Origin of the sequence: Pseudoalteromonas sp. TAB23 (genome assembly GCF_000498075.1) — a bacterium.
Lineage (GTDB): Bacteria > Pseudomonadota > Gammaproteobacteria > Enterobacterales > Alteromonadaceae > Pseudoalteromonas > Pseudoalteromonas arctica.
Map to the genome: position 1 here is coordinate 1 of NZ_AUTP01000209.1, position 17,028 is coordinate 17,028.

The following is a 17,028-nucleotide window of genomic DNA, read 5'->3' on the forward strand; positions in this document are numbered from 1 at the left end:
TCCATGCCGAACTCAGTAGTGAAACGAAACAGCGCCGATGATAGTGTAGCATTTGCTATGTGAAAGTAGGACATTACCAGGCTTCAAATTCAGTCGAAGGACTTTAATCTTAATAATTAAAAATAAGAAAATTGAAAAGAATTTTCTTGGTGACAATAGCGTTTTGGACCCACCTGACTCCATGCCGAACTCAGTAGTGAAACGAAACAGCGCCGATGATAGTGTAGCATTTGCTATGTGAAAGTAGGACATTACCAGGATTCAATTAAGAGAAACCCGTTACAGCAATGTAACGGGTTTTTTGCTGGCTGGGCTTTAATAAATAGCCAAAAGCCCAGACCGATCTCAGTAGTTGTCGCTCCTACATATCATGTGCTCTAAGGCATTTGTATTCTTATACATTAAACAAAACAGCTTGAAGGCTAGTCCCGACCAACAATAGTGTAGCATTTGTTATATGCCCCTCTACCGCTGTGCGTAGCACACAGACCTCAAATTGTAGAAAAGTAAAATTCGCAAATTAACATACATATACAGCAACACCCATCACGTAGGTCGGGCGAGCGTAGCGACTCCCGACGCTAAAATTACATAAAATCCCTACTCGACAATGGATGCGTAGCATTTGCACTGCGACTCTTCACCGCTGTGGGCATCATGACATTACCAGGATTTAATTAAAAAACTAGCTGCAGTAATGTAACGGGTTTTTGCTGTTTTAAATTGAGAAAAACCCCCCATCTATAAATTAAACAACAAAACTAGGTGCACTTAATAGCGCGTGTTAAAATCCAATTTTTATGAATGACGATATAGAGGTCTAGATTGCCTACAGCTGATTACCAAAAGGTGCTTGATGAAATAGCACATGAAGTACGTCCTTTATTATCACAAGGGAAAGTAGCTGATTATATACCGGCGCTTGCCGAGGTTGATCCTGAGCAATTTTCTATCGCTATTTATACAACTGATGGTGAAACTGTGTGCGCAGGGGATTGTTCTCAACGCTTCACTATTCAATCAGTTTCTAAAGTTATGACACTTACTATGGCACTACAGCGTTATGGTGATGAACTTTGGCATAGAGTCGGAAAGGAACCCTCAGGTACAGCCTTTAACTCGCTTACACAGCTTGAGTTTGAAAAGGGAATACCTCGTAACCCATTCATCAATGCAGGCGCAATTGTAACGTGTGATGCGTTATACAGCCGCTTATCTGCGCCAATGCATTCTATGCTCGAAACCTTCAGGTTATTAGCTGGTAATAGAGGCATAGTAATTGATAAAAAAGTCGCTAATTCAGAGTATGAGTTCAGACACCGAAATGCTGCGATGGCGCATTTGATGAAATCGTTTGGTAATTTTGAAAACGAAGTCGATGATGTTTTGTGGGCTTACTTTAATTTTTGTTCTATTGAGCTTAACTGTATTGAATTAGCCAAAGCTTATAATTTTTTAGCTAATAAAGGTGTTGATAATCGATCGGGCAATCGTGTTTTAAGTAGTCGTCAGAATAAGCAGCTTAATTCGCTTTTATTCACGAGTGGCTTATATGATGCTGCGGGTGATTTTGGTTACAGAGTTGGTATGCCTGGTAAGTCGGGAGTGTCAGGAACTATTTTAGCTGTGTTACCAAATAAGTTTACAGTAGCTGTTTATTCTCCGGGGCTTAATTCGTTTGGTAATTCGGTTGCAGGAATTGCAGCGCTGGAACTGCTATCTAAAAAGCTCGATATTTCTATTTTTTAGGAAATCGATAGGGAGCAATAATTGCTCCCACCGTTATTTATTGTTCCCAATAAACTTGTTCTAAACAATCTTCACGTTCAGGTAAACCACGAGATAAACGCGGAGAGTGCTGAACTAATACTTCATAGCTCGCTCGGTTAGCATATTTACTAATTTGCGATAGTGACGAGTAAGTAATAGCTTGTTGCTGATGTTTAGCTGAGTTTGCCACATTAAGCTTGTGGTAAACATTCGCTGACAAATCATGTAGTACAGCCGCAAGTGCGCAATCACCTGCACCATTGGTGTTTTTGATTGAATCAGGTCCACCCATAAATGGGGCCGTATGACTATATGCTCTGATAGGTTCATCACACTCATCTTTACGCATAGCTCGTGAGAATTCGTAACGGTTAAAATCAGGTATGGCGCCTGGTAGTAACGGGTATTCGGTTTCACGCTTTAAGCTTTCGTCTACGTAGCCGGCCATAAATAAGCCTTTTTCGCCAGCGGTACAAATAACTAAGTCTACCCAATCAAGTGCTTTATCAGCAGCTAGAAGAGGATCTTCAAAACCTGTAATAGCTAAACCTTCTTCTTCGTTCATAGCAAGAATATCAACATGCTTTTCAACAAAGTTTGCCCACCAAGTAGGGTCTTGTTCAATTAAGAATTTAGTTCCGAGTGTAAGCACAACTGGCACACCTGCGTCATTAGCGTATTTTACCGCTTGCATAGTAGCTTCAGTCATTGTTTCGCTACCTTGTGTGCGCATAAGGTAGGCACTGATCACTAACGCTGATGAATTCTCAATAAGACTTTTATCAATAGATTCAGGACGTAAGTGATTCATTAAGCCTGCACTTATTGCAAAAGTACGCTCACCGGTTTCATCAATTAATGTAAAACAACGGCCTACAGGTCCATCAACTGGTTGAAGGTAGTTTAAGTCTACACGGCTTGAGGTATTACATAAAAAACGGTAAGCGTAGCTACCTATTTTTATATTTTCGCTCATTACGCCTAATAAAACTGAGCGATCATCTGCAAGTACAGAGTAGTTGTGCATAGTGTTACCAATGGTTCCACCGGCAAACTCAAAATCAACCATATTGTTTAATTTTAAACGATCGTATAAGGCGTTTGTTGTATCGCTATCAATAACTTGCGACATCCCCCTACGTAGTTGAAATTCGTCAAGGAAAGCTTGATCAACTTTTGCCTCTATATCAACAACGATCTGATCGATACCCGTAATATAACTACGTTGTAATCGCTCTGTTGCGTTAAGTTGATTGGTAAGTGGATCTTTGGCTTCCACTGGAAAATAATGTTTATGCCTGCGGCGTCCAGGAAATTTCATTTGCTACCCGTGTTGTGAGCTAAATAAAAAAAGCGTGAGATTATAGCGTAAATCAGCACGAGTGAGCCATTACAAACGGGTAAATATTGTTTTATTTTTGGAATAAAGTAATGAATGGCGCACTTTAGAGTGCTAACTAGGTATAATTACAGCATAAAAGGTTATTTAAGTAGAAATAATGAACGAACCATTTGATGATTCCTACTGGATGGAACAAGCGCTTTTGTATGCAAAGCAAGCAGAGCTGCTTGATGAAATTCCGGTTGGAGCAATTGTAGTCAAAGATAACCAGCTAGTTTCAGTCGGGTATAACCGCTCAATAACGGATAATGACCCATCTGCCCATGCCGAAATGATTGCAGTGCGAGAAGCTGGAAAAGTCCTTAACAATTACCGCTTAATTGATTGCACCCTATACGTAACGTTAGAGCCTTGTTCTATGTGTGCGGGATTGTTAGTGCATAGCAGAATAAAGCGTTTAGTGTTTGGAGCAGTCGATGCGAAAACAGGGTCTGCGGGTTCAATTATGAATTTATTACAAGAGCCTAAGTTAAATCATCAAGTTGAGGTGTGCGGTGGTGTTTTGGAACAGCAGTGCGGGGATACTATTTCGAATTTTTTTAAACGTAGAAGAGCGCAAATTAAAGCAGCTAAGAAAGCTGCTCGTGATGATCAAATAAATAAGCCTAACTAAAGTTAACTAGCGATTGGCTCTATTTCTGATTCAGCCATTTGCTGCATAGCAAACATTCGGCGACGCCAGATGATTTTTTTGTGTAGTTTTCGCAACATAACACGACGACGTGTGGCCGTTGAATAAATGACATTGCGTTTTAATCTTTGTGTGCGTCTACGTTTTAGCATGTTTTCTCCTAATGCAAGAGTGAGAAAGGCACGGGTATATCTTATAAAATAATGATATACAATTAACACACATTAGTGATCATTTGGTGACAAGTAAACAGATATTTAATTTACTTAAATTTTGCTTACTGACATGCTCAATAAACGGGTACTTATATTAATCTTAGCCATTGTTTTCACTCGACTGTTCGGGTTCGATTATAGGTTGTTGTTTTTCTGTTTGAGCTTCATCTGCCTTACTTTTTACTTCACTTTTCACTTCACTTTTTTCGTTTTGCTTTAGCTCAGTATCAGTGCTCAGCTCTGTAACTGGCTCAGGCTCTGTAGCAATAGCATCATTTTCATCTAGCCAAACAAGTGCATCGTAATAGCGACGAATATTATCAACATATTTAACAGCTACATCGCCTCGGGCATAACCGTAGCGAGTTTTACGGTAATAGCGCTTTTTAATTAATAGCGGTAGGCGTTTTTTTACATCAGCCCACTTATCAGGGCTTGCGCCTTGCTGTTCGGTAATTATACGTGCATCGTTAACATGTCCCCAACCTACATTGTATCCGGCCAAAGCAAGCCATGTGCGGTCGGGTTGCGGGATACGGTCAGGAATACGTTTAATAAGCTTGCTTAAGTATTTAGCACCACCACGAATGTTTTGCTCTGGTTCTAACCGGTTAGTAACACCTACTTGTTTGGCTGTACTGCGAGTTAGCATCATGATGCCGCGCACACCTGTTGGTGATTTAGCGCGAGGATTCCACATAGATTCTTGATAGCTTAGTGCCGCTAATAATCGCCAGTCAAGGCTACCTGCATACTGTTCAAACCATGGCTGGTATGTTGGTAAGGTTTCTTTAATTGCTTCTATATAAGCTAGAGTATTTACATAGTTAAATTGGCGCACGTGACCAAAGTATTTTTCTTCAAGTACATAGAGCTGGTTACTTTGCTTAACGTCACCAAAAAATGGCACCAACAACGCATATAAAGAGTCGTCTTTAGATTTATTAAGTATCCATGCAATCGGGTCGTTATGGCTAACTGAAAAACCAATGCTTAAATTTGGGTGATAACGGCGAAACAGCGATAGCGTATGCGTATCAGCGAGTGTGTAATCTATCTCGCCATCAATAACTGCTTGAAGTAGTTCTTCTTCATCAAACTCTTCGCTTTCTATCCAAGTGAGATCTGGATTGTTCTTCTTCATTTTTTGTAGAGTAAGCGAGTGGCTACTTTTAGCTATAACAGTAAAGTTGCCATCTAAATCGTCAAACTCTCGAGGACGAACGCGCCCTTGTTTATAAACTAACTTTTGGCTGATTGTTCTGTAAGTTGGTCCGTAACGGTATTGCTCTGCACGGGTTTTATTATAGGTAAGTCCTGACGCTATTAAGTCTAAATCACCGCTTTCAAGGCGTTCAAACATGTCAGATAAGTTAAAGAAAGGGACTATTTCAAGCTCTACACCTAAATATTCAGCGAAGGCTTGAGATAACTCATATTCAAAGCCTTGCTCACCTTGAACGGCTTGATAATAATTACTAGCACTGGCAAGGGTACCCACACGTATTTTATTGTGTTCTTTTATTTGGGCGAGTTGAGTTGGCTGCTCTTGCATATCGCATGCACATAACAGCATAACTAAAGTAATGATTATTATTAGTTTTTCTTTGAACATTGAGTGCCCCTTAAGCTCGCCAGTCACCGTTATAGCAAAACTAAGCCATCGCGTCACTTTACCTTTTATTTTATTAACCAAAAGAGGCTATAAATAAAGCTAAAAAGTTAATTTTATGAAAAGCGTAATTTTGAGTTAAATCTGAATGCTAATTGGACTATAATGCGTGTCTAAAATATCGTTCAATCCCTAACCCCGGATGAAATTACCTATGTTGATCCTTCGTGGTGCACCAGCACTGTCAGAGTTCAGAGTTAATAAAATTTTAGCGCGTTGCCAACAATCGCAACTTCCAGTCACTAACGTATACGCCGAGTATGCTCACTTTGCCGATTTAACATCGCCGTTGAGTAGCTCCGAGCAAACCAAGCTTGAAAAACTATTAACTTACGGTCCAACTATTGCTGAGCATACCCCAGCTGGCAAACTTGTACTTGTTACACCTCGCCCAGGTACCATTTCACCTTGGGCATCTAAAGCAACCGATATTGCCCATAACTGTGGTTTAAAACAGGTTCACCGTGTTGAACGCGGTATTGCTTATTATGTTGAAGGTGACTTAAACGCAGAACAACTTGCACAAGTAATTGCGTTATTGCACGACCGTATGACCGAAGCCACGCATAGTGAGCTTGAAGATGCTGCACAACTGTTTCGCAGTGATGCACCGCGCCAAATGTCGTCTGTTGATATTTTAGGTGGCGGACGCGAAGCATTAGCAATAGCCAATGTTGAGCAAGGTTTTGCCCTTGCTGATGACGAAATAGATTACTTGGTAGAAAACTTTATAAAGTTAGGACGTAACCCTAACGACATCGAATTGTTTATGTTTGCACAAGCAAACTCAGAGCATTGTCGCCATAAAATATTTAATGCTGACTGGACGATCGATGGAAAAGAGCAGCCAAAATCGCTGTTTAAAATGATTAAAAATACGTTTGAGTTAAATCCTGAAAATGTATTGTCGGCGTATAAAGATAACGCGGCAGTAATGAAAGGCTCAAAAGCGGGTCGCTTCTTCCCAAATGCGCAAGGTGAATATGCGTATCATCAAGAAGACATTGAAATACTAATGAAAGTTGAAACGCATAACCACCCAACAGCTATCGCGCCATTCTCTGGTGCGGCTACAGGCTCTGGTGGTGAGATTCGCGATGAAGGCGCAACTGGTCGTGGCTCTAAGCCAAAAGCAGGTTTAGTTGGCTTTACTGTATCAAACTTACGTATTCCAGGTTACGAGCAACCATGGGAAAGCGATTTTGGTAAGCCAAGTCGTATTGTTAACGCGCTTGATATAATGACAGAAGGTCCACTAGGTGGCGCTGCATTTAATAATGAGTTTGGTCGTCCTAACTTATTAGGCTACTTTCGTACTTACGAAGAAAAAGTAACAAGCCATAATGGCGAAGAAGTACGTGGTTACCATAAACCCATTATGCTTGCCGGTGGTTTAGGTAATATTCGCTCTGATCATGTTCAAAAAGGCGATATTCCTGTTGGCGCTAAATTAATTGCGCTAGGTGGACCTGCAATGAACATTGGTTTAGGCGGTGGTGCTGCATCAAGCATGGCCTCAGGTCAATCAAACGAAGATTTAGATTTTGCTTCAGTACAACGCGAAAACCCAGAAATGGAACGTCGTTGCCAAGAAGTTATCGATAAATGTTGGCAGCTAGGTGATGAAAACCCAATTGCATTCATCCACGATGTAGGTGCTGGCGGTTTATCAAATGCGTTTCCAGAGCTTGTTAATGATGGCGGACGTGGTGGTAAGTTCCAATTACGTAGCATTCCTAACGATGAGCCAGGCATGGCACCACACGAAATTTGGTGTAATGAATCACAAGAACGTTATGTACTCGCTGTTGGCGTAGAGGACTTTGATCGCTTTGAAGCAATTTGTAAGCGTGAACGTGCCCAGTACGCTGTTATTGGTGAAGCAACAGCTGAACCTCACTTAACAGTGTCAGACAGCCATTTTGAAAATAACCCTGTTGATTTACCGCTGGACGTATTATTAGGTAAAGCACCTAAAATGCACCGCGATGTAACGTCAAAGCAAGTTGTTGGTAAAGCGCTTGATACTACATTAATAAATGCAGCAGATGCAGCGCAGCGCTTAATGCGTTTACCAGCCATTGCAGAAAAAACATTCCTAATAACAATCGGCGATCGCTCAGTTACGGGTTTAGTAGCGCGCGATCAAATGGTCGGTCCTTGGCAAGTACCTGTTGCTAACTGTGCAGTAACTGCGGCAACGTATGATACTTACCACGGTGAAGCTATGTCACTCGGTGAGCGTACTCCTGCAGCATTACTTAATTACGGTGCATCTGCTCGTTTAGCTGTAGCTGAGTCGTTAACTAATATTGCCTGTGCAAACATCGGTAGCCTTGAAAATATTAAGTTATCGGCAAACTGGATGGCAGCAGCGGGTCACCCAGGTGAAGATGCTGGTTTATATGAAGCTGTTAAAGCCGTAGGCGAAGAGCTTTGTCCTGCGCTTGGTTTAACGATTCCAGTGGGTAAAGATTCTATGTCGATGAAAACGACATGGAAAGATGAAGGTGACTCACAAGAGAAGTCAGTAACATCGCCGCTTTCACTAGTTATAACTGCGTTTGGTCGTGTTGACGACGTACGTAAAACAGTAACTCCACAACTGCGCACAGATAAAGGCGACACATCGCTTATATTAGTTGATTTAGGTGCGGGTAAAAACCGCATGGGCGCATCAAGCCTTGCGCAAGTTTATAAGCAATTGGGTGATGTAACACCTGATGTTGATAGCCCTGAGTTATTAAAAGGCTTTTATAACGCAATGCAAGCGCTTGTGGCTGATAGTAAGTTACTTGCTTATCATGACCGATCAGACGGTGGTTTATTTACCACTGTTGCTGAAATGGCGTTTACGGGTCATACCGGTGTAACGGTTGATTTAGCTGGTTTAACAGGTTCAGACATTGAAGCGCTTTATAACGAAGAGCTAGGTGCGGTCATTCAAGTTGCAAATGCTGATTTAGATACAGTAAATGCGGTGTTTGAACAACATGGTATAGCAGCAATTAGCCACAATATTGGCACGCTTAACAGTGACGATACGATTATATTTAACCGTGGCGAAAATACGGTACTTAACCATACGCGTACTGAGCTTCGTACTATTTGGGCTGAAACAACGTATCAAATGCAAGCACGCCGTGATAACCCTGAATGTGCTAAGCAAGAGTTTGATGCTAAATTTGATGCAAAAGATCCAGGCTTAACCGTAAAACTTAACTTTGATTTAAACGAAGATATAGCTGCACCATACATTGCAACCGGTGCTAAACCGCAAATGGCTATTTTACGTGAGCAGGGTGTTAACTCTCATTTAGAAATGGCGGNGGCAGCGTTTAATCGCGCAGGTTTTGCAGCCGTTGATGTACACATGAGCGACATTTTAGAAGGTCGTTTAACACTAGAGCAATTTAAAGGTTTAGTGGCATGTGGTGGTTTCTCATACGGTGACGTACTTGGTGCGGGTGAAGGTTGGGCTAAGTCTATTTTGTTTAACGACATGGCACGCGATCAGTTCCAAAACTTCTTCCATCGTGAAGATACCTTTAGCTTAGGTGTATGTAACGGTTGCCAAATGTTATCAACGTTAAAAGAGTTGATCCCTGGAACAGAACATTGGCCGCGCTTTGTAACTAATAAATCAGAGCGTTTTGAAGCACGCTTTAGTTTAGTAGAAATACAAGAGAATCCGTCTGTGTTCTTTAACGGAATGGCTGGCTCGCGTATGCCTATAGCAGTTTCTCATGGTGAAGGACATGCTGAGTTTGCAAACGATGCAGCTACTAAAGCGGCGCTTGATAGCGGCACTGTAGCGGTTAAGTTTGTAGATAACTACGGTAACCCTACAACGCAGTACCCAGCTAACCCTAATGGTTCTCCAGAAGGTATTACAGGTATTACGTCAACTGATGGTCGCGCCACTGTAATGATGCCGCATCCAGAACGCGTATTCAGAAGCGTTGCCAACTCTTGGCATCCTGATGAGTGGATCGAGGATAGCCCGTGGATGCGTATGTTCCGTAACGCACGTAAAAATGTAGGTTAATTACATTTGCGTTTATACAAGTTAGATTCATAATCTTACTGTAAAATAAAAAAGGCTGCATTGTGCAGCCTTTTTTGATTAGTATAGTTTTAGCTAAAAGCACAAAGCATTTAAGGATAGTATGTTTAAGCGAGTTGGTTTAATTGTTGGAGCTGTATTGCTAAGTACCTTGCTGCTTGGTTATGTATTTCGTTTACCTTTATTACAGTGGGCTATAGCGCCTGAGCTTAAAAAAGCAGGCGTTACGTTAAGTTGTCTCGATTTTTCAATTACGTCTGAACTAAATATTCATGCTGATAAAGTGTGTGTAAATTACCAAAATCAACAGTTACAACTCACTGGTATTACTGCAAATACAAAGCGTATAGATATTGAAAATGCAGTGCTAACAGTTAATCCACTCCCTAAAAGTGATAATGCTAATCAGCTTGCTAAAAATCTCGATTTAGCGCTGCCTTCAACCCGCCCATTAATTAATATTAAACAGCTTATAGTAAAAAGTGATGAGCTCAATAAGCCACTTAAAATAAGCATATTAGAACCCGAACTAAATAAATTTGATGTCACGGGTGATATAAACGCGAGTGCAATTTTGACAGCTAATAAAGTAAGTGGTCAGTTTGAAATTGATGACACTCTTTTAAAGCAAGTTATAAACACTAAAAACACCTCAATAGCAGATGCTAATTTTAATACTCAGCAAGCATTTAGCTTTGACGGTATAGAACTTGAGTTAAATGGCGGTATTAGCTCCCAGTTTACTCACACGTATGAGTTTTCTCATACAAATCAGCAGTGCCAGATTAACGTATTAACTACGGGCAAATTGGCGACTCGTTTTAATTTAAATAGCCAAGCGCTAATGTTCAATACCGATTTGCTTAATAACAAAATTAATTTAACACCAAGCTGTATTGAGTTAATTCCACCAAGTGAATACGCAGGCTTTGTTAGCAAACAAGTTCCTTTAAATTGGCAACTTAAACTCCCTCAATCAATTCGCTTAGAGGGTAGTGAACTCAGTGTATCTGTAATTAATTTGGTGAGTGAAGGCGATAAGCTATTTGATTTTTTAATAACAGATACAACACTAAATATTACATCTCCATTTGAGTACTTACAGACAACTTTATCAGCTCAAATTAATACACCCGATATAAATAATATTAGCGTTAATGCTCAGTTATCTGGCACTGCAATTGAAGGCGATTACGCCGTTATGCTTGAAGGCTTGCCTGAGTTTGCACCTGCAACAGCGAATGGGCTTAGCCTTAGTGGTCACTTTAATATAAGTGAGTTTATAGACTCAAAACCAATTGGGCTTATAAATGCTAAATTAACGCTTAATAATGTAGATGCGTTTGATATAAGTGCAGTGCAATATCAAGGTGATTTAACTGCAAAAATGGATAAACAGTTAAACGCAGAGGTAGCGTTAACGCAGCAATTAAAAAGCGCAGAATATAAAGAATTTAAAGTCACAGATATAAGTAACACATTAACAGCAAATGCTAATTTAGGCGTAGGTGAGTTATTTGCTGATCTAACAGCAAAAACAAATATAAAGACTGTTAATAGCCCTGACATAAAACTTAATAATATAAAAGTAGAGTCTACAGGCTTGCAAAGTCGTGCACTAAAAGCCACTCATCACGCGTTTATAAACGATGTTGAGTTAGTTATAAATCATCATATATCATCGCAAGATCATCCGTTTGAAGTCATTATTCCTGAACAAAGTACGCTGCCGTTAAATGCGTTTATTAGTCAATTTGAGCCGCTTGCACAGCTGACTAAGGGCGAATTTAATGGCTATATTAACGGCGATGTAAACTTACAAAGTGCATCGTTCAATATGGGGATTAGTCATACAAGTGCACTGTATAACGATTACCTTGCGAGTGATTTAAATAGCGTGTTTAGCGGGGAATATAATTCAGGTAAGCTTAATGTAAAACCAACTACCTTTAATTTAAATGAGTTTAGAGCGGGTGCCGTAGTTAAAGCGATTAAAGGGCAATGGCAAGTTAGTAACAATACCGCGCTTATAAATGATGTAAAGGGAAGTGTGTTTGGTGGCGAATTTTCGTTAGATACCTACACAATAGGGAAGCCAAACCAAGTTGCTAATGTTAAGTTTGAAAATATTGATGCCAGTAAACTCGTTACACTCGACGATAAGTCGGGCATTGTATTAACGGGGTGCTTGGCGGGGTCTTTACCCGTCCATTTTGATAGTGGAAAAATTGAAATAATTGACGGTAGTTTATTTAGCCAAGGAACAGGTAATTTAAAAATCACCAATAATGCCGCGTTTGATTCAGTAATGCAGCAACAGCAAGAGTTGCAACCTGTATTAGGGCTATTAACTAATTTAGATATTCAAAAACTTAATAGCAGTGTGGCATTAAAAAACGATGGCTGGTTAAAGCTTGGGGTTAATTTACAAGGCTATAATAAACAAGAGCAGCAGCAAGTTAACTTTAATTATAACCACGAAGAAAACGTATTTACACTTTTACGCGCACTGCGTTTAAGTGACGAAATTACACAAAAAGTTGAGCTACAATACTCACAAAAAGGAAACTAATAATGAGACAGTCGTTATTGATAAAAGTACTGCTCGGGCTAGGTGTTATTAGTGCACTAAGTGCCTGCACACACCGAGTTGAGGTGTCTGCTAAAGAGCCCATTACGATTAATTTAAATGTGAAGGTCGATCACGAAATTCGCGTAAAAGTAGATAAAGAACTCGACAGTTTGTTTAGTGACGACAGTGAGTTATTTTAAGGAGCTAGAACATGAATACGAAGAAAAAATTAAATATTATTACGTTAGTTAGTGCAGTATGTATGTCGTTCTCTGCGTGGGCTATTAGCCTTGATGATGCTAAAAACCAAGGTTTTGTAGGTGAAGATAGCTCTGGTTATTTAGGGCTTGTTGTACAAAACGCAGAAGCAAAAGCAGTTGTTGATGACATAAATGCAAAGCGTAAAGCGCAGTACTTAAAGCTGGCTAAAAAGAATAACTTGTCGCTTTCACAAGTTGAAGCACTTGCTGCCGCTAAAACAATTGAAAAAACCCAAAGTGGTCATTACGTTGAAGTAAATGGTAACTGGGTTAAAAAATAAGCGTTAGTTATTGCTTTTTTTTGCACAAGGTTTTGCACAAGGTTTGCACAAACAAAAATAAAACCGAGCATTTAAGCGCTCGGTTTTTTACAGCCTTCAAGTAACTGCTGCCAAAAATCAATACCCTTACGCCTTGCTAGGTTTATATTATGCTCTGGAATAGATTCAGGCTCGTTATAACTATCAAGCGCTTCGCTCATGCTTGCTTCGCGAATTAAATGTAAAGTAGGAAAAGGCGCTCTATTTGTATAGTTTGCGGCATCGGCTTCATCGCTATCGGCAAATACGTAATCAGGGTGAAAGTTAGCAATTTGATACTTACCTTCAAACCCCTGCGCTACTAACAGCGCATTGGCTAAATCGACCAAGTCTAAATAATCTTCAAAGTCACTGAAGCCGTTGTCAAACATGATTAGGGTAGTTTCGCGCTCTGGTTCGCGGTCAAGCTCAATACATTGCTCAAGCATATCCATTACAGCATCATCCATACTTGTTGCTGGGCTTACAACATAATGAATACAGTTATTTTCTACTTCTTTGCGGGCAAACGGGCAAAAGTTATATTTAACAATAACAGATGACACCCATTCGCGGGTTTGGCTTATAGCTATGTTGGTCACGGTTTTGGCTCTAAATATTGATTAGTAATGTTAAGTGTTTTTTGTATAGCACCTTGGTTTTTAGCAACGCATTGAGCAGCTTTAACACCTAAGGTTTGGCATGCTTTTGTGTTTTGGCTAAACGTTATAAGCTGTTTTGCCAGTTCGTCGTTGTTATCAACCACTAAAGCGCCTTTAAGCTTTATAAGCTCGGGATAAACATGATCAAAATTATATGTGTGTGGACCTGTTATTACACCTACCGAAAACGCAGCTGATTCTAATGGATTATGCCCACCTCTGCGAATTAAGCTGCCGCCAATAAAGCTGATATTTGCAGCGCCATACAAACACTGTAGTTCACCAAGCGTATCAGCAAGGAGGACTTGCTCATTGCTATAGCTATTTTGGCTGCGGCGGCTAAAACTAAGTGGGCTTTGCGTTAAAAATTCTGCCACTTTATCAAATTGTTCTGGATGGCGCGGAGCAATTATAAGTAATGCATTAGGTTGCTTTTTTAGTAACTCTTGATGGGCTGAAAGTACCAACTCATGCTCTAAAGGATGTGTTGAGCCTGCCACCCATATAAAACGCTCGTCAGTATTATGCTCATTATTGCTGTGTTTATTACTGCTATAAAGCTGTTTAAGATTAAGTACTTTGGCTAATTGCTCGTCACTTGGTGTTATATCAAATTTTATAGAGCCTGTTACATGGCTTTTTGAAGTTTCGAGACCAAGCTCTATAAAACGCTCCGCATCTGCCTTGTTATGACTCGCAAGTACTGTAATTGAGCGCATAATAATATGCGTTAATTTAGCGACCTTTTGATAGCCTTGCTGCGACTTTTCAGAGAGTCTTGCATTGATGACAAGTACCGGTATATTTTTTTTGTGACTTATCGCCATTAAATTTGGCCATAGCTCGGTTTCTAAAATACATAATGCTTGTGGCTTTATACGCTTTAAAAATCGGGCTGTAGCAAACGGAAAATCGATTGGTAAGTAGCTACACGCCACAGTATTTTTAAACTGGTTAAGTATTTGCTCTCTGCCTGTTGGGGTATTACAGGTTATAAGAATATTTAAATTTGGATGCGCTTTTTGCAGTGCTTTAATAAGCGGCGTTGCGGCAAGTACCTCACCAACAGAAGCACAATGAAAAACTAAAGGTTTGGTTTTAGTCGTAAATAAAGACTTACTGACAAACCCAAAGCGCTCTTTAAAGTGTGCACGATAGCCTTGGTTTTTTTTACCTCGTAAAATATAGAGATAAAATACAATCAGTGGGCTAATAAAAATTAATGCTAGAGAGTAAAAAATGCGTGCCATACTGATCTTTCGTAAAGGGAAGTGGCGTTAGTTTACCGTGAAATATCCGTTTTCTAAACATACTCGTAATAAAATATGGTCTGGGTTCAGTTATAACCCGATAAAATGCACACAATTAAATAAAATTATGGAATAATGGATTTAATTTTTCCCTGCTATTTCAGTTCCTAGAGGAATTTTTCATGTCAATTATCGATTCAGTGGCAACTAGCTACGTTGAAACATTAAACCGTCATCAAGCATTATTTGAAACGATGGAAGCTTATCATCAAGAATCTATGCAACTGTTAGAAGCATGTCATAGTGCATTACAAGCTGGTGGCAAGATTGTATGGTTTGGTAACGGCGGNCCGATGCACAGCATTTAGCAGCAGAATTTGTAGTGCGTTATAAATTAGAGCGTGGTCCGCTTGCCTCTATGGCATTGACCACCGACACATCAATTTTAACAGCACACAGCAACGATTATCACTTTGATACGGTGTTTGAACGTCAAGTTCAAGCGCTATGTAAACCAGAAGACTTAGTGATTGGTTTAACCACATCAGGTACTAGTAATAATATTAATTTAGCGTTAGAAGCCGCAAATAAACTAGGTGCTTTTACAGTGGCATTAACTGGGCGTGATGGCGGTAAAGTAAAAGATATTGCTAAGTTACCTATCATTATAAAAAATGATGAAACAGCACGTATTCAAGAAGCTCACATGTTTATAGGTCACTGGTTATGTGAAGCCATGGATATGGTTGTTGCGGAGCAGCAGTAATGGATTTATCGTTATTAAAAAATTTATCGGCAGCACGTATATTAGTTGTTGGCGACGTAATGCTAGACCGTTATTGGTATGGCGACACAGGACGTATTTCGCCAGAAGCGCCAGTACCTGTTGTTAAAGTAAGTAAATTTGAAGACAAAGCGGGCGGTGCAGCTAACGTTGCAAAAAATATAGCGCGGTTAGATGCAAAAGTCGGCTTACTGGGCTTAATTGGTGAAGACGAAAGCGGGCAGATTTTAGAGACTATTCTAAAAGGTGAAAAAATAAGCTCACAATTAGTCAGTGTATGTGATTTACCGACTATTTCTAAAATGCGCGTTATTAGTCGTCACCAACAACTAGTTCGTCTTGATTTAGAAGAAACATTTACCGAGCAACATAGCCAACTTTTATTAAACCGCTTAGAGTTGGTACTTGATGAATACGACTTTATTGTGTTTTCTGATTACAGCAAAGGATCTTTAAGCTTAATTAAAGAGATGGTAAGCCTTGCTAAGGGCGCCGGAAAAACGGTTTTAATCGACCCTAAATCGCCAGATTTACATTTATATGAAGGTGCTGATTACATTACGCCTAATTTACATGAGTTTAAGTTAGCGGGTGGTCAAACCGATTCAGAAGAAGCTTTAGCTGCAAGTGCACGTGATTTAATTAGCAAAAATGGCATTAAAGCCATGTTGCTTACGCGTTCTGAGCAAGGTATGTCGTTAATTAATGCAGATGAAAAATTTGATTTTGCAGCACAAGAACTTGAAGTAAGTGATGTGACTGGGGCTGGTGATACGGTTATAGCTACATTAGCCGTTATGCTTGGTGCGGGCATGGAACCTAAAGATGCTGTCGAAATTGCTAACTTAGCNAGGTATAGCGGTTAGTAAATTTGGTGCAGCTACAGTTTCGCCAGAAGAGTTAAGTCGTAAGCTTGGTCAGTATTTACATACTACTGGTGAGCATTACCAAACACCATTTGATGATGTCCTTCAACATATTGAGTTTGCAAAACAAAACGGCGAAACCATTGTATTTACTAATGGCTGCTTTGATATTTTACATGCTGGGCATGTGCGTTATTTAGCACAAGCTAAAGCACGAGGCGATAGACTCGTTGTTGGATTAAATAACGATGAATCTATTACGCGCTTGAAAGGGGCAGAACGTCCTATTAACCCACTAGATGAGCGTGCAATGGTACTTAGCGCACTTTCATCAGTTGATTGGGTTATTCCGTTTGGCAGCTTAGATGAAAACGATACTCCCGCTAAATTAATCGAGCAGATAAGCCCTGATATTTTAGTTAAGGGTGGCGACTACACCGTAGAGCAAATAGCGGGTGCTGAGCATGTACTTCGCCATGGCGGAAAAGTTGAAGTGCTTGAATTTTTAGATGGATGCTCAACATCAAAAGTAATTAGTAAAATTAAACAGTAATTACTGATTTAGTTTGCTAAAAAATA

The 17,028-nt window shown here is 40.0% G+C and carries 11 protein-coding genes, 1 rRNA gene and 2 pseudogenes; 9 read left to right on the forward strand and 5 right to left on the reverse strand.

The genetic code is table 11. From position 1 onward, the window contains the following. The first annotated feature begins 145 nt into the window (after window positions 1-145). Together rrf and glsB are read left to right on the forward strand one after the other, a co-directional pair. Window positions 146-260 (forward strand): 5S ribosomal RNA (rrf, locus tag L654_RS0110915). A gap of 565 nt (window positions 261-825) precedes the next feature. Then, window positions 826-1,749, forward strand: coding sequence for a glutaminase B (gene glsB, locus L654_RS0110920; RefSeq protein ID WP_007584683.1), 924 nt, complete (start codon window positions 826-828; stop codon window positions 1,747-1,749). 37 nt (window positions 1,750-1,786) lie between these two features. Here glsB and L654_RS0110925 read toward each other — a convergent pair whose 3' ends face one another. Next, the gene (locus L654_RS0110925) at window positions 1,787-3,091 is read right to left on the reverse strand and encodes an inosine/guanosine kinase (protein WP_024608030.1); all 1,305 of its coding nucleotides are present in this window, start codon (window positions 3,089-3,091) and stop codon (window positions 1,787-1,789) included. Between the two features lie 178 nt (window positions 3,092-3,269). On the opposite strand from L654_RS0110925, the gene tadA reads away from it, so the two are divergent. Further along, window positions 3,270-3,785 (forward strand): tRNA adenosine(34) deaminase TadA, encoded by a 516-nt coding sequence (gene tadA / locus L654_RS0110930; RefSeq protein WP_024608031.1) that lies wholly within the window; start codon window positions 3,270-3,272, stop codon window positions 3,783-3,785. 2 nt (window positions 3,786-3,787) lie between these two features. Here the strand turns inward: tadA and L654_RS1000000128275 are convergent, their stop codons facing one another. Together L654_RS1000000128275 and mltF are read right to left on the reverse strand one after the other, a co-directional pair. Continuing rightward, window positions 3,788-3,955, reverse strand: a complete 168-nt coding sequence (locus L654_RS1000000128275) for a hypothetical protein (protein ID WP_007584688.1) — start codon at window positions 3,953-3,955, stop codon at window positions 3,788-3,790. A gap of 163 nt (window positions 3,956-4,118) precedes the next feature. Then, window positions 4,119-5,633 (reverse strand): membrane-bound lytic murein transglycosylase MltF, encoded by a 1,515-nt coding sequence (mltF, locus tag L654_RS0110940; protein ID WP_024608032.1) that lies wholly within the window; start codon window positions 5,631-5,633, stop codon window positions 4,119-4,121. Window positions 5,634-5,844: 211 nt separating this feature from the next. Here mltF and purL point away from each other — a divergent pair, with 211 nt between their 5' ends. From purL to L654_RS0110960, 4 genes are all read left to right on the forward strand, one after another. Continuing rightward, the gene (gene purL, locus L654_RS0110945; protein WP_024608033.1) at window positions 5,845-9,738 is read left to right on the forward strand and encodes a phosphoribosylformylglycinamidine synthase; all 3,894 of its coding nucleotides are present in this window, start codon (window positions 5,845-5,847) and stop codon (window positions 9,736-9,738) included. 121 nt (window positions 9,739-9,859) lie between these two features. Further along, the gene (locus L654_RS0110950) at window positions 9,860-12,328 is read left to right on the forward strand and encodes a YdbH domain-containing protein (RefSeq protein ID WP_024608034.1); all 2,469 of its coding nucleotides are present in this window, start codon (window positions 9,860-9,862) and stop codon (window positions 12,326-12,328) included. A 2-nt stretch (window positions 12,329-12,330) separates the two neighbouring features. Continuing rightward, a complete protein-coding gene (locus tag L654_RS0110955) occupies window positions 12,331-12,528 on the forward strand; it encodes a YnbE family lipoprotein (RefSeq protein ID WP_024591450.1) in 198 nt (65 codons plus the stop codon). 11 nt (window positions 12,529-12,539) lie between these two features. Next, window positions 12,540-12,869 (forward strand): YdbL family protein, encoded by a 330-nt coding sequence (locus tag L654_RS0110960; RefSeq protein ID WP_007584701.1) that lies wholly within the window; start codon window positions 12,540-12,542, stop codon window positions 12,867-12,869. A 71-nt stretch (window positions 12,870-12,940) separates the two neighbouring features. On the opposite strand, the gene L654_RS0110965 is transcribed toward L654_RS0110960, so the two are convergent. After that, window positions 12,941-13,489, reverse strand: a complete 549-nt coding sequence (locus L654_RS0110965) for a DUF1415 domain-containing protein (protein WP_024608035.1) — start codon at window positions 13,487-13,489, stop codon at window positions 12,941-12,943. Next, entirely contained in the window at window positions 13,486-14,799 is a 1,314-nt protein-coding gene (gene waaA, locus L654_RS0110970) for a lipid IV(A) 3-deoxy-D-manno-octulosonic acid transferase (protein WP_024608036.1), read from the reverse strand. The genes L654_RS0110965 and waaA overlap by 4 nt, the downstream gene beginning before the upstream one ends. A 182-nt stretch (window positions 14,800-14,981) precedes the next feature. On the opposite strand from waaA, the pseudogene L654_RS01000000125925 reads away from it, so the two are divergent. Further along, a pseudogene (locus L654_RS01000000125925) lies at window positions 14,982-15,565 on the forward strand (SIS domain-containing protein). Then, window positions 15,565-17,002: pseudogene (gene hldE / locus L654_RS01000000125930) on the forward strand (bifunctional D-glycero-beta-D-manno-heptose-7-phosphate kinase/D-glycero-beta-D-manno-heptose 1-phosphate adenylyltransferase HldE). The pseudogenes L654_RS01000000125925 and hldE overlap by 1 nt, the downstream one beginning before the upstream one ends. Window positions 17,003-17,028 lie beyond the last annotated feature (26 nt).

Excerpts from the sequence above, each read along its gene's own strand:
- L654_RS0110925 (WP_024608030.1), bottom strand. The coding sequence starts at position 3,091 with ATGAAATTTCCTGGACGCCGCAGGCATAAACATTATTTTCCAGTGGAA.
- tadA (WP_024608031.1), top strand. The coding sequence starts at position 3,270 with ATGAACGAACCATTTGATGATTCCTACTGGATGGAACAAGCGCTTTTG.
- L654_RS1000000128275 (WP_007584688.1), bottom strand. The coding sequence starts at position 3,955 with ATGCTAAAACGTAGACGCACACAAAGATTAAAACGCAATGTCATTTAT.
- mltF (WP_024608032.1), bottom strand. The coding sequence starts at position 5,633 with ATGTTCAAAGAAAAACTAATAATAATCATTACTTTAGTTATGCTGTTA.
- L654_RS0110950 (WP_024608034.1), top strand. The coding sequence starts at position 9,860 with ATGTTTAAGCGAGTTGGTTTAATTGTTGGAGCTGTATTGCTAAGTACC.
- L654_RS0110955 (WP_024591450.1), top strand. The coding sequence starts at position 12,331 with ATGAGACAGTCGTTATTGATAAAAGTACTGCTCGGGCTAGGTGTTATT.
- L654_RS0110960 (WP_007584701.1), top strand. The coding sequence starts at position 12,540 with ATGAATACGAAGAAAAAATTAAATATTATTACGTTAGTTAGTGCAGTA.
- waaA (WP_024608036.1), bottom strand. The coding sequence starts at position 14,799 with ATGGCACGCATTTTTTACTCTCTAGCATTAATTTTTATTAGCCCACTG.